The 13,496-nt window shown below is 60.0% G+C and carries 10 protein-coding genes; 4 read left to right on the top strand and 6 right to left on the bottom strand.

What is annotated here, in order from left to right; translation table 11 throughout:
* From BM374_RS29600 to BM374_RS29590, 3 genes are all read left to right on the top strand, one after another.
* Nucleotides 1–1,101 (top strand): ABC transporter ATP-binding protein, encoded by a 1,101-nt coding sequence (locus BM374_RS29600; protein WP_092300772.1) that lies wholly within the window; start codon nt 1–3, stop codon nt 1,099–1,101.
* Between the two features lie 101 nt (nt 1,102–1,202).
* Entirely contained in the window at nt 1,203–2,024 is an 822-nt protein-coding gene (locus BM374_RS29595; protein ID WP_244552732.1) for an SMP-30/gluconolactonase/LRE family protein, read from the top strand.
* 364 nt (nt 2,025–2,388) lie between these two features.
* Nucleotides 2,389–4,023, top strand: coding sequence for a tannase/feruloyl esterase family alpha/beta hydrolase (locus tag BM374_RS29590; RefSeq protein ID WP_177248616.1), 1,635 nt, complete (start codon nt 2,389–2,391; stop codon nt 4,021–4,023).
* A 52-nt stretch (nt 4,024–4,075) separates the two neighbouring features.
* Here BM374_RS29590 and BM374_RS29585 read toward each other — a convergent pair whose 3' ends face one another.
* The 5 genes from BM374_RS29585 to BM374_RS29565 all read right to left on the bottom strand — a co-directional run bounded on the left by BM374_RS29585 (nt 4,076) and on the right by BM374_RS29565 (nt 9,811).
* Complete coding sequence (locus BM374_RS29585; protein ID WP_092300763.1) at nt 4,076–5,968, bottom strand: TRAP transporter large permease; 1,893 nt, start codon at nt 5,966–5,968, stop codon at nt 4,076–4,078.
* Complete coding sequence (locus BM374_RS29580) at nt 5,965–6,990, bottom strand: TRAP transporter substrate-binding protein (protein ID WP_177248615.1); 1,026 nt, start codon at nt 6,988–6,990, stop codon at nt 5,965–5,967. Before BM374_RS29580 ends, BM374_RS29585 begins: the two co-directional genes overlap by 4 nt.
* Before the next feature lie 191 nt (nt 6,991–7,181).
* Nucleotides 7,182–8,192 (bottom strand): transketolase family protein, encoded by a 1,011-nt coding sequence (locus tag BM374_RS29575; protein ID WP_177248614.1) that lies wholly within the window; start codon nt 8,190–8,192, stop codon nt 7,182–7,184.
* A complete protein-coding gene (locus BM374_RS29570; protein ID WP_092300754.1) occupies nt 8,189–9,040 on the bottom strand; it encodes a transketolase in 852 nt (283 codons plus the stop codon). Before BM374_RS29570 ends, BM374_RS29575 begins: the two co-directional genes overlap by 4 nt.
* Before the next feature lie 21 nt (nt 9,041–9,061).
* A complete protein-coding gene (locus BM374_RS29565; RefSeq protein WP_092300751.1) occupies nt 9,062–9,811 on the bottom strand; it encodes an SDR family NAD(P)-dependent oxidoreductase in 750 nt (249 codons plus the stop codon).
* Nucleotides 9,812–9,921: 110 nt separating this feature from the next.
* On the opposite strand from BM374_RS29565, the gene BM374_RS29560 reads away from it, so the two are divergent.
* Nucleotides 9,922–10,818 (top strand): LysR substrate-binding domain-containing protein, encoded by an 897-nt coding sequence (locus tag BM374_RS29560; RefSeq protein ID WP_092300748.1) that lies wholly within the window; start codon nt 9,922–9,924, stop codon nt 10,816–10,818.
* Nucleotides 10,819–11,296: 478 nt separating this feature from the next.
* On the opposite strand, the gene BM374_RS29555 is transcribed toward BM374_RS29560, so the two are convergent.
* Entirely contained in the window at nt 11,297–13,288 is a 1,992-nt protein-coding gene (locus BM374_RS29555; protein WP_092300745.1) for a methyl-accepting chemotaxis protein, read from the bottom strand.
* Nucleotides 13,289–13,496: the final 208 nt, after the last annotated feature.

Here is a 13,496-nt window from a genome sequence, read left to right as displayed (position 1 = left end):
GTGGCTGACGTCAAGCTGTCCGAATTACACAAATATTACGGCAACGTGCATGCGGTCCGGGGAGTGGATCTCACCATCGCCGACGGTGAATTCGCTGTGCTGGTAGGCCCCTCCGGCTGTGGCAAGAGCACGCTGTTGCGAACGATCGCTGGTCTCGAGGATCTGGATGGTGGAACGATCACCATCGGGGGCGCGGTGGTCAACGACCTGCGCCCGCGCGAGCGCAATATCGCGATGGTGTTTCAGAACTATGCGCTCTACCCTTATCTGACTGTCAACGAGAACATCGCCTTCGGTCTGCGCGCCCGCAAGACTCCCGAGATCGAGATCAGAAAGCGGGTCAGTGAAGCCGCCGAGATGCTCGGCATCGGCAATTTCCTGCAGCGCTACCCCCGGCAGCTCTCCGGTGGACAGCGCCAGCGGGTCGCCATCGGCCGCGCCATTGTGCGCAAGGCGGACCTGTTCCTGTTCGATGAGCCGCTCTCGAATCTCGACGCCCAGCTGCGCGACGAGATGCGGACTGAGATCAAGCGTCTGCATCACGAGATCACGACGACGATGATCTACGTCACCCACGACCAGGTCGAGGCGATGACGCTCGCCGACCGCATCGTGCTGCTGCGTGACGGAAAAATTGAGCAGCAAGGTGCGCCGCTCGAGCTGTTCGAGCAGCCACGTACGGGGTTCGTCGCAGGCTTTCTCGGCTCTCCCTCGATCAACCTGATCCCAGCAACCCTCAAGGCGAATGGCGCCGGTGCAGCCGTCGTGTTTCAGTCCGGCGATGCGCTCACCCTCCCGAAAGCGAGGGCCGAGTCACTGATCAATGCGGATGGGCAACAGGTCCTCGTTGGGATTCGACCACAACATTTTAGCCGGGCTGGCGGACCTCTCCGCGACGGAGTGGTCCCCTATTCTGCCGTTGCCGATCTCATTCAGCCGACGGGGACACGCACCTTCACCACCATTAAGATCGGCGGCTTCGATGCGGTCGCCGAGCTGCAGGCGCACGACGTCAGCAGCCATGGCGAGCGGATTGATCTCGCCATCGATCTCAATCGCGTGGTGCTGATCGATCCGGCCAGCGGCCTGGTCATTGCCTAACGAGAGCCATCATTTGAGAACGGGAGGGATGAATGGCGTCGAGATTGTTTGCATCCGGAATTGGAGCGCCCGAGGGTCCAGTGTGTCTGCCGGATGGATCGATGTACGTCACGGAGATGTCCGCATCGACCCTTTGCATCACGCGGCTCGATCCTCTCGGCAATCGCCGCCTGATCCGAACGACGGGAGGTCGTCCGAACGGGCTGACGACCGATGGTCACGGCCGGATCTGGATCGCCGAAGCTGGCCTGCGGGCGCTGATTTGCGTCGACGAAAGCGGAAGCGAGATCCGGCGCATGCAGGGCGAAGGCGCGGACCGGTTTCTGTTTCCGAACGACCTCTGCTTCGGTCCGAACGGACTGCTCTACATGACCGACTCCGGGATGGCCGCCGAGGATTTCATCAACGGCCAGGCCTTCGTCGACGGTTACATGGATCTCGACTGGGACGGCCGTGTATACGAGATCGATCCGGCTGCCATGAAGGTGCTCCGCGTGCTCGATCGCAAGGTCCGCTTCACCAACGGGATTGCCTTCGGTCCCGACAACCACCTCTACGCCAACGCATCCTTCACCGGCGAGATCTATCGGTATGACGTGCTTGGCGAGGCAGCGCCGAAACGCGTCGTCTTCGGCAACGTGCTGCAGCCGGATTCCAATCCGAATTTTAAAGGGCCGGATGGGATGGCTTTCGGAACGGACGGTCGACTCTATTGCACGGTCTACAACCAGAACAACGTTACGGTGCTAGACCGGCGGGGTGAGGTCGCCGATCGCCTAGTCCTGGACGGACCCCAGCCGACGAATTGCGCCTTTACGCTCGAGGGCAGGAAGCTACGCGTCACTGAGGTCGGCAAGGGCCAAGTCGAGGAGATCGATATGCCCTGCGATGGCCTGCCGTTGCATTTGCCAAGGTTCGCCTAAGGGAGAGCTCCCGCGGCGCGGGCGGCCTCCGAACACGCCCGCGGCTTTGTAACTTAAGACTACTCGTGTGATGGATCGACGACATTAGGCGCAATCCCACAGAGTACTGTTCGACGCAGCGGTCGAATTCATTCGCTTTTACCGCGACGCTTGGAGCGGTTCGACAAAAACACCATTTTGAGCCCAGGTCAGACATTTGACAGGTTGGCATCTTCGCGGGAGAATTTTCGAGTGCGTTCGGCTCTGCGCGACAGAAACACCGGTAGAAAGTGAAATCATGATATGCAAAAACAACGGCCGCCCTGCTCGCGCAAGGCGGCTCCGATCGGCCGCTGCTTTCAGTCTGGCGCTTGGCCCGCTCATTGTGCTGCTGACCGGCGGACCCTCGGTCGCGGGCGAGGCATTTCAGGAAGGCTGCATAGGATTCGCCGATCGGACCATTCCAGCCACATTGATCGGTCTTCCCAGCGGGAACGCCGTCGTCGCCTCTGTAAGCTTCGTGCCGGCAGCAGCGCAGGCGAAGACGCCCGACTTTTGCAAGGTACTGGGTACCATCGCCCCGGTTGATCCAAAGGCGCAGCTGATCAACTTCGAGCTCAATCTGCCGGCCGCCTGGAACGGCAAGCTGTTGCAGTATGGGGGCGGCGGTTACAATGGCAGCCTGATCACCGGTCTAGCGCCCCTCCGCGATGCAGCGCCCGACGATATGCTGCCGCTTGCGCGTGGTTATGCGACGGTGGGCACCGATTCTGGCCATCAAACTTCGAGCTTTCCTCGCGATTCGATCGGCAAGTTCGCTCTCAACGACGAAATGCTGACCAACTATGCTTATGCGTCCTACAAGAAGGTGCGCGACGTCGCCGTTGTGCTGAGCGAAGTACTTTATCGCAGGCGGCCGGTGAGGATCTACTATTTCGGCGGCTCCGAGGGCGGCCGCGAAGGACTCACCATGGCTCAGCACTTTCCGCTCGACTATGACGGCGTCGTCAGCGTCGCGCCAGTGGTGCAGCTGTCTATGCTGTTTCAGTCCTACATCCCGAACGTGCTGCCGCAGTTCGACGGCGGCTGGCTCAATCCAGTAAAGACGGAGATGCTGGCAAAGTTCGTGATGGAGGCTTGCGACGAGCTTGACGGCCTGCGCGATGGTATCGTCAGCAATACATTCGCCTGCCAGCCCAAGGTGAATCTCGCCGCATTGCGCTGCCCTGACGGAACGGATACGGGCGACAACTGCCTGTCGGATCCGCAGATCGCCTCCATTCAGGCGGTTCATAGCCCGCATTCCTTCCCGTTCGCGATGACGAACGGCATCACCACCTATCCGCAATGGCTCTATGGTAACGAGACGACACCCGACCCGGACCGCTCGACCATGGCGCGCTGGGTTGTCGGCACGGCTCCGCCAAAAGAGCCACTTGATGTGGCCACGGCTTCGCAACAATGGATCTATGGCGTGAACGCCATGCGCTTCGTGATCGCGCGGCACGACAAGTTCGATGTACGAAGCTATCGTCCTGAAGATTTTCGTGCCCGCGTCGAAGAGGTCTCAAAGTTGCTCGATTCTACCAATCCTGATCTGTCGGGGTTCTTCGCCCATGGCGGCAAGCTGATCATGCGAGAGAACCTGGCCGACCTCGCGCAGAGCCCACTCGCAGGCATCAACTATTTCAGGTCAGTCGTGGCTAAACTCGGTCAGACTACAGTCGATGCCTCGGCGCGCCTTTATCTTTCGCCTGGCTCGACCCACACTGGCAACGGCGCAAGCGTACCGGACGGCGCCGCGATCCCCACCATGGTCGATTTGCTCGACCCGCTCGACCGCTGGGCCAGCGACGGCATCGCACCAGCGGACGCATTGATCCAAGCTGTCAAGGAAGCCACACCGCCCTTTGCTCTGAAAGCGTCCCGTCCGATGTGCCGCTATCCCAACTACCCACATTACGTCGGAGGTGATAAGTACCTTGCTCATAGTTACGACTGCAGAAAATCCGCGCCGTAACGAGAGCGATAGCTGGTGCGAGAGATGCCTTCCGAGGCACCCCTTCAGTACTTCATAGAAAGCCGATCGATAGCCAGGGCACGGCGGCAACAATAAGTGTTCCAATCAAGAGCGCGACCATGTAGCCCACGATCGGCTTCATGCCCTCGTCCGGATTGATGCGACTAATGGCGCAGGCGGCGTAGTAACCCACGCCGAATGGCGGAGCGAACAGTCCGATGCCCATGGCGAGAACGACGACCATCGCGTAGTGGACGTCGTGCACCCCGACCTGCCGCGCGATCGGAAACAGTAGCGGGCCGAACAGAACGATCGCCGGAATCCCTTCCAGGACGCTGCCCAAGATCACAAAGGTCACGATCGTCACGGCCAGGAAGACCGGAACTCCGCCCGGAAGGCTGGTCATGAACGTGGCGAGAGAGGCAGAAAACCCTGATTGGGTTAGCGCCCAGGCCATGCCTGTCGCAGCGCCAATGATGAGCAGAATTGCCCCCGACAGCGACGCCGTCTCGACCAGCATCGGATAGATACGGCGCCAATCGAACTGGCGGTAGATGAAAAGTCCCGCGCAGGCCGAGTATAGGATGCCAATGGTCGACACCTCGGTTGCGGTCGCGACTCCCTCGAGGACGGCGGTCCGGATCACGAACGGCAGCGCGATGGCTGGAATCGCAATGATAAAAGCGCGCCAGACTTCCCGTCCCGTCGCCCTTTTGACGTGCGAGAGGTCTTCCCGGCGATACCGCCACCACACGACCGCGGCGAGCATGACTGCGAGCACCACGCCTGGCAACAACCCGCCAGTAAACAGCGCGGATATCGACACACCGGTAACCGAGCCGATCGTGATCAGAACCAGTGAGGGCGGGATCGTCTCTGTCTGCGCCCCCGTAGCGGCCAGGAGCGCCACGAGATCGCCGGGCTTGGCTCCGCGCTGCCGCATCTCGGGAAACAATACCGGAGCCACCGCAGCCATATCCGCCGCCTTGGAGCCGGAAATGCCCGAGACCAAGTACATCGCTCCGACCAGCACGTAGTGCAATCCACCACGGACGTGGCCGAGCAGGCTCGCCAGGAAGCTGACCATGGCGCGCGCCATACCCGTCATTTCGATCAGCAGACCGAGAAAGACGAAGAGAGGTACGGCGAGTAGGATCAGGTGGCTCATGCCCTCATCCATTCGTCCGATCATCACCACGTCCGGCGTACTGGTCGTCAGGGCGAGATAGCCGACGGTGGCGAGACCGAATGCGAACGCGATCGGCACGGCTGTAAAGACCATTGCGCCGACCACGAAGACGAAGAAGATGAGAAGGTTCAGATTGCCAAGCGGCTTCAAGACTGGCGCCAGGACAACGAACGTCCCGATGAGGCTCGCGACGATTGCCAGCGAAGCCAGCAAGCTGCGCAGGCTTGCGATTCGGATGAGCCGGAGGACCGCAGCGACCAACATCAGTCCAATGCCGATCGGCAACGCTGCAGCACGCCAACTGTTGACGATCTCGAGGGCCGGCGTCGTGACGAATACCTCATCTGCGGCGAATTCGTAGGCCGGCCGGACGACGAGCACGAGAAAGGCCAGTGATGCTGCGGCTGCCACGACATCCAGGAATGCGCGAACTTCCGCACTGAGGACGCCGACGATGGCGGTCATCCGCATATGCTCGCCGCGCTGAAACGCAATCACCGATCCCAGCATTGCAAGCCAGAGGAAGAGAATACCGGCCAGCTCATCGGACCAGACGATCGGCGAGCGGAACACATATCTGCCTACGATTCCCGCGGATAGGACCGCGATTTCTGCGAGTACGAGCAGTGCTGCAGGTACAGCGACGATATGGCCGAGCATACTGTTGGCTACAACCACCCAACTGCGCCCACCCGCCTGCGACGCGCCAGCCGCTACACCGACATCGGCATGCGGCGTATGACTCATGCTGGTCATGATAGCTGGCCCGCAGCTTTTTCGAGCTGCGACCATGCCTCATCGCCAAACTTGGCTTTCCAGTCGGCGTAGAAGCTGGTTTTCGACAAGGCCTGGCGGAAGGCGGCGCGATCGACGTCGATGAATTTGAGGCCCTTGCCCGAAAGGTCCGCGCGAAGTGACTGGCTGAGCTTGGCGATGTCGGCGCGCTGATCGACGGCGGAGCGGTCAAGCTCGCGCGTCACGATCTCCTGCACATCCTTCGGCAGGCGCTCGAAGGCGCGCTTGTTCCCGAGAATCCAGTAGCCGTCCCAGACGTGCCCGGTCAGGCTGCACGTGCTCTGCACTTCATAGAGGCGGGCCGTCGCAATGATGGGCAACGGATTCTCCTGCCCGTCAACGACCTTGGTCTGCAGCGCGGAATAGACCTCGTTGAAGTTGATCGGCGTCGGTCCGGCGCCGAGTGCCTTGAAAACCGAGGTCAACAGCGGCGCCGGCGGAACGCGGATCTGGAAGTTCTTGAGATCATCCGGCGTGCGGACCTCACGACCGGACGAGGTCACCTGGCGGAAGCCATTATCCCAAGCCTTCGACACCGCCATGATTGGCGTCTTAGCAATTTGGGCCCGGATGTAGGTGCCGAGTTCGCCGTCCATCGCCTTCCACACGCTGTCGTAATCGGCAAATGCGAATCCCGTGTTCACGATGCCGGCACTTGGCACCAGGGTGGCAAGGATCGAGGACGATTGATTGAAGAACTCGACTCCGCCGCTGCGGAGCTGGGTCATGAGCTCGGTATCGGAACCGAGCTGGTTGGCTGGAAACAACCTGATTTCCAGTCGTCCACCGGTCGCTTCCTTGATGCGGTCGATCGCTTCCTGCGCCCGGATATTCACCGGGTGTGTTGGGTCCTGTCCGGTCGCAAACTTAAAAACGAATTCGGCGGCAGATGCCGGCCGGGTCAGAATCCCGCAGAGAGGGACCACAGCAGCCGCGGTCAAAAGCGAGCGACGGCTGATGCTTCCGGTCTTCGAACGTGTCATGTGCTCCTCCAGATTCTTCATTGAAGTTGATGCCGGCTGCACCAGCCTGGGCTGGCGTACAGCTCTCGGTGTCTTCGTTCACCGGCCCTCGATCGCCGGTATTTGGGCAAGAGCCATCGCTCGCCGCCGCTACGTGCGGCCTGCGTGGCTGCTCGCCAGAGCTTAATCGACGGGCGGTTAGCGCTGCTCCGCTAAAGCCACTGCTTGACCTGTCTTACGACTTCCGCGGTCGAAATCCCGTAGCGGTCGTGCAGCGTCGGAAGAGCGCCGGCGTCAAGAAATTCATCGGGCAATGCGATTTGGCGGAAAGGCGGATGGACGCCCGAACGCATCAGAAGTCCGGCAACTGCCTCCCCCAGACCTCCAATCGTCGTGTGGTTTTCGGCAACCACGACAAGGCGGCCGGACTTCCCCGCTTCCCCCAAGATCCTTTCGGCATCGAGCGGTTTGATGGTGGGGACATGCAGTACCGCAATATCCACGTCGTCGTTCTTCAAGGCTTGTGCGGCCTCGAGCGCGCGCATGGTCATGATGCCGGATGAGATGACCAGGGCGTCTTTCCCGTCGCGGATCAGCTTGGCCTTCCCGAGCTCGAACTTGTAGTCATATTCATCCAAGACGACCGGCACCTGACCACGCAGCAGACGCATGTAGACGGGACCCTGATGCGCTGCGATCGCAGGTACCAGCTGCTCGATTTCGTGGGCGTCGCAGGGATCGATGACCGTCATGTTGGGCATCGCGCGAAACAGCGCGAGGTCCTCTGCGGCCTGATGACTCGGGCCGTAGCCCGACGTCAACCCCGGCAATGCGCAGACAATCTTCACGTTTCGATCTTCCTCCGCGATCGTCTGGTGGATAAAATCATAAGCTCGCCGCGACGCGAATACGGCGTAGGTCGTCGCGAATGGCGTGAAACCTTCGGCGGCAAGGCCCGAAGCTGCGCCAAACAGCAGTTGTTCCGCCATGCCCATCTGATAGTAGCGGTCCGGAAATTCCTTCGCGAAGATGTGCAGGTCGGTGTATTTGCCGAGATCGGCCGTCATACCGACCACCTCCGGCCGGCTGCGTGCGAGCTCGACCAGCGCGTGCCCGAAGGGCGCCGGCTTGGTTTTCTGTCCCTCGGCTGCGATCGAGGCGATCATGGCCGACGTGGTCAGGCGCGGCTTACCCGGCTGTGGCGCTGATCTGACGGTCTTCATGCCTGCCTCCCGGCTTCCAGCGCGGCCAGCGCGAGCCGCCATTCGTGCTGCTCGACCCGGATGAAATGGTTCTTCTCGCGCTGCTCCAGGAAGGGGACGCCCTTCCCCATCAGTGTGTCAGCGACAATCATGCGCGGCTTAGGCTCCGAATGCGACTTAGCGACATCGAACGCAGCAGCCACGGCATCGAGATCGTTGCCGTCGATGCGTTGCACGAACCAGCCGAAGGCTTCGAGCTTGTCGACCAGCGGCTCGAAGGCCATCACCTGCGTCGAAGGACCGTCCGCTTGCTGGTTGTTGACATCGACGATACCGATCAGATTGTCGAGCTTGTAGTGGCCGGCCGACTGGATAGCTTCCCAGACCGAGCCTTCGTCAAGCTCGCCATCGGAGAACAAAGTGTACACCCGCGCCTCGGATTTCTTGCGCTTGAGCCCCAGGCCCATGCCGACCGCTATGCTGAGGCCAAGTCCTAGCGAGCCGCCCGACATCTCCATTCCGGGCGTGTAGGAAGCCATGCCAGACATCGGAAGGCGGCTCTCGTCGCTTCCATAAGTTTCGAGTTCTTCCTCAGGGACGATCCCCGCCTCGATCAAGGCCGCGTAGAGCGCGATCGCGTAGTGCCCGTTAGAGAGCAGGAAGCGATCCCGCCCCTCCCATGACGGATCTTCAGGCCGGTAGCGCATCGCGTGGAAGTAAGCCACGGCGAGAACGTCGGAGATATCAAGCGCCTGTGCGATATAGCCCTGACCCTGGACTTCGCCCATGCGTAGCGCATTGCGGCGAACGTTGTAGGCCCGATCCGCGAGGCTCGGCGTGTTTGTCAGCGTCTTGGTAGAGGTTTCCATCGATCTGGACCTTGTCTCGGCTCAGTGGATCAGCATGCCGCCATTGACGTCGATCACGGCGCCAGTGACGTAGGCGGAGAGATCCGAGGCCAGGAATGTGTAGATGCCGGCGACGTCTTCTGCCGTGCCGAGACGATTGAGCGGAATGCCTTCCAGGATTTTTGTTCTCATCTCGTCGGTCAGCTTGCCGGCGGTGATATCGGTGCCGATCAGGCCCGGCGTCACACAATTGACCCGGATGCCGTCCGGACCGAACTCGCGGGCCATCGCCTTTGCGAGACCCAGCACGCCGGCTTTCGCGGCCGAATAGTGCGGGCCGCCGAAGATTCCACCGCCCCGCTGGGCCGAGACCGACGACATACACGCGATCGATCCGGATTTTCGGGCGCGCATATGCGGAATCACGGCCTGGGAGAGGAACAGAACCCCTTTCAGATTGACGTCCTGGATGCGATCCCAGTCGGCCGCCAAAATCTCCAGGAGCTTCACCGGCTGGGTGATGCCGGCATTATTGATGAGAATGTCGATGGCGCCGAACGACTCGAGGACCCGAGCGGCCGCTTGGTCGCACGACGCTCTGTCGGCGACGTCGCACCGAACTCCGACGTGGGACTTTCCAAGCGAGGCCGCAGCTTCCGCTGCGGCGCCAGCGTCGATGTCCAATATCGCGACTCGGGCGCCCTCGGCGGCGAACCGCCGAGCCGTGGCAAGCCCGATCCCGCGCGGCGAGGCCGCCCCAGAAATGATGGCCGTCTTACCGCTGAGCAGCATCAACTCCTCCCGTAAATCATTCTTGCTTGGCAGGATCAGGAATGACTCCCGGTAGCCCAATGGACAAGCGCACAGTTGTCACGGATCGATGAATCTGGTTCACTTATAGGATGCTCTCGAACATCCCTATTTCGGCAATTCGCGCCTTTGAAGCTGCAGCCCGTACGGGATCGTTTCGCGATGCGGCGAATGAACTTCACCTGACGCCGAGTGCAGTTAGCCATGCCATCCGCAAACTCGAGGGCACGCTTCGCACAATCCTGTTCGAGCGCAGCGCGCGATCTGTACGGCTCACGCCGGCCGGAGAGAACCTGATGCGACACACCGGTGCAGCATTCGATCAACTCCGCCGGGGGCTGGAGGAAGTCGCCGCACGGGGGCCACAGCTGGTGCGCGTCCATTCTGCCCCAAGCTTTGCGGCGCAATGGTTGGCGCCACGGCTCGCACAGTTTCTCGCCTCTTATCCGAAGCTTGAGGTTCGGCTAGCGGCAAACACGGATTATGCACGGTTCAGCAATGACGATTTTGACATCGATATCGTCTACGGTCCCGCGCGCGCCGAGGGGGTCGAGATTGTCCCTCTTCCGGAGGAGACCGTCACCCCTCTCTGCTCTCCCGCTCTCGCTAAATCGATAAGAAAGCCTGCAGACCTACTCGATCAGACGCTGATCCGCTCCGACGTGAAGCAGGTGCAGTGGCACCAATGGTTCACCGCGAACGCATTGGAGGCTCCTGCGCTCCACGGCATGAGGTTCGACCGCAGCTTTCTTGCGATTGCGACAGCGACGGAAGGACTGGGCGTAGCGCTGGAATCAACGCTTCTGGCCGAACGCGAATTGGCGAGCGGGCGGTTGGTGGCTCCATTGGCCGGAAACGCCAATGATATAAGATACGTTGGGCATCGCCTGATCTACCCGCGCGCAAGCCGGCAAAGGTCGGCGGTACGAGCGTTTGCAGATTGGATTATCGCGCAGCTTGGCAGCGGAGACGCCCGCTCCCCGCGATGAACTGTAAGCAGCGTCAGCCGAGGACCTACGGCGAGCCACATGCGGGAAGCTCCGCTATCGTCGATACGAAGCCTCAAGCATGCTCCCGCTGCTGCAGCGGTTTGAAGACCTGGCGGAAGTCAACCTTCAGAACCGTTTGCGGTTATGCTGAGGGCCTCCGGATGACGAGCAGATCATCGTGCCGACGGGCACTCAAATACGTCGTCGGCTTGAGAGCTTACCCGATAAGGAGTTGTCGTCGATCGATCTGTGTGGATGCAATGGGTAAGGATAAGGAGAGAATTCAAGAACCTCTCTCGATGGCGAGCCCGTCGTGTTCGCGCGGCGCAATGCTTCAAAGCTCGTTAGCGGCACCCCGACTTAGCCCAAGAAAGACGCAAGCACAGCGCTGTCGGGGAACGCCTCTTGCAGGAGATGGCGGGTCCCATGCGGTGTTGGAGCGCCTTCGCCGAGCCCACATAACATCTCGGCTCAAGGGTCATGATCGTATCCCGGTGAGAAAGTCTTCGGCTTCGATTTTGAGATGATGGCTGGTCCGGGCAAGTACGTTGGCAGATGTCAACACTTGCGACGATGATGCACCTGTGATGAACGCCTTGTGCGCAACCTGTCGGATGTTGCTGGCAACGGTCGTCGACATCGTGGCCGCACGTTGAATATTCTGGGAAATGTCTCTCGTGACAGCACCTTGCTGATCGATCGCCACGGCAACAGCGGATGTAATTTGTGAGATTCTGCCGATGCTGCTTCCGATGTTTGTGATGGCGCTGACGGACTCTAGTGTCGCTGCCTGAATGTCAGAAATCTGCTGTCCAATTTCGACTGTCGCGTTCGCCGTCTGAGTTGCTAACGACTTCACCTCGAGCGCCACAACCGCAAAGCCGCGCCCGGCACTGCCCGCACGCGCGGCCTCTATCGTTGCATTAAGCGCCAGGAGGTTGGTTTGCCTGGCGATCGCTGCAATGAGGTCAACCACCCCACCGACTTTTGTTACAGCAGCCGATAGCAGCTTCATCCGTTGATCCGTCTCTTCAGCCTGGCGCACGGCTCCGTGGGCGATCGCTGTCGATCGCTCAACCTGACGGCCGATCTCGGAAGCGGACGCCATCATCTCTTCCGCCGCCGCAGCAACCAGCTGAACATTGGCTGATGCCTCCTCCGATGCTGACGCAACGTTATCAGAGATCTCCCGAGTAAGCTGTGCCGCCTCTGTCAGCTCCCGAGCGGAACCCTCCAGTTCGGTCGATGCGGAAGACATCGTATCAATGACGCTGCTGACGGCGCTTTCAAATGTGCCCGCCAGTTTCCCAAACTCCGCTTTACGACGCGTCGCCGCTACGCGATCCTGTTCTTGGTTCGCCGCAAGTTCCTCCTGAAGTTTTTCCCTCGATCTGACCTTGAACGCTTCCATGGCCCGAGCCATGTCACCGATCTCGTCTGAACGGCCAAGACCCGGCAGCGTGAGATCGAACTGCCCGGCTGCAATTTGACGCATTGCCACGCTCATCCGGCTTATAAGTCCCGCCAACCTCTGGCCAACAAGCACCGCAACGAAACCGATCCCGAGCGTGGCAATCCCGATTGCCCAACCCAAAGTCTCTCTGAGACGCATGGCACGTCCTTCAGCAGAGACAGCGCGACCGTCCGCAGCTGCTATTGCCTTCAAAAGAAGGGGACGATTCCGGCTGTAGATTTGGACAAGATCATCGACTTGGTCGTCCAGCGCTTGTTGCGATACAATAAATGAAAGAAAGCTCGATCGATAAGAAGCAATAAGCGTCTTCAATTCAGTCTTGGATTCCGGTGCAAGTCCTGAGGTCGCAAGTGCGGCGTCGAACTCGACGATGCGCCTTTCCAGTTCATCACCATACTTCTCTTCATGGCGCAGCATGAAATCTTTTTCGTGCCGCCGCATCATCAACATTAGCACCGTTAGGTGCGGCTCATTGATTTGTGCTAATCGCACTTCTGCTTGATGCACCGCTTGGCGGAGTTTACCTTGGAGCCCGTCATTTTCCGTAAACCCGAGCACCCGCTGCGCGGAGACGATGTTATGAAAACGAGTCGCATAAAGGTTGATTCCAGCGCGAAGGAACTTCACGTCTCTCAGGGAATCGCCCTCCGGGAAGGAATCGGCCCGCTCCTCGATCTGGCCAAGGTCCGCCAGTGCGTTATTGACGCCGTTGGCTTGTCGCACGATCACGGCTTCGTCGTGCTTGCGCAAAAACTCCAACGCAAACTGCTGCGATTCGAGAAAGGCCTCGGAAAGAGACGTCAGGTGGGCGCGAAGATTGGCGCTCTCGCTCACTTCACTCTGTGCTTTCGCGAGATAATTAAGTCCGGCAGCGCAAGTCGCGCCAGTGACAAGCACGCTCACGATTCCCAACAAACCAATCTGGGTGCGCAGGCTTGGTCGAAGCTGACGAAGAACAATTGAGGGGAGGCGCTTGGCGATCCTACGAGCGGGCATCAGATTTCCAATAAATGCGATATCGTTTCGCGAATCCCTAGTTTTGATTGGTTACATAAGGTTGAACTCAATTGTCATCTGAATCATACATGCACGAATAGTCAGAGACGGCCGGCTCTCTGAAGCGTAGCAGTAATAAGCCGACGCATAAATTCTGCCGCTAGCCATCCTTGCTTGCAGGATTCGCGCGCAGAATGGCCTATAACTG

This window comes from Bradyrhizobium sp. Ghvi, assembly GCF_900115265.1.
Classification (GTDB): domain Bacteria; phylum Pseudomonadota; class Alphaproteobacteria; order Rhizobiales; family Xanthobacteraceae; genus Bradyrhizobium.
This window is presented reverse-complemented; position numbering and strand designations above follow the sequence as displayed.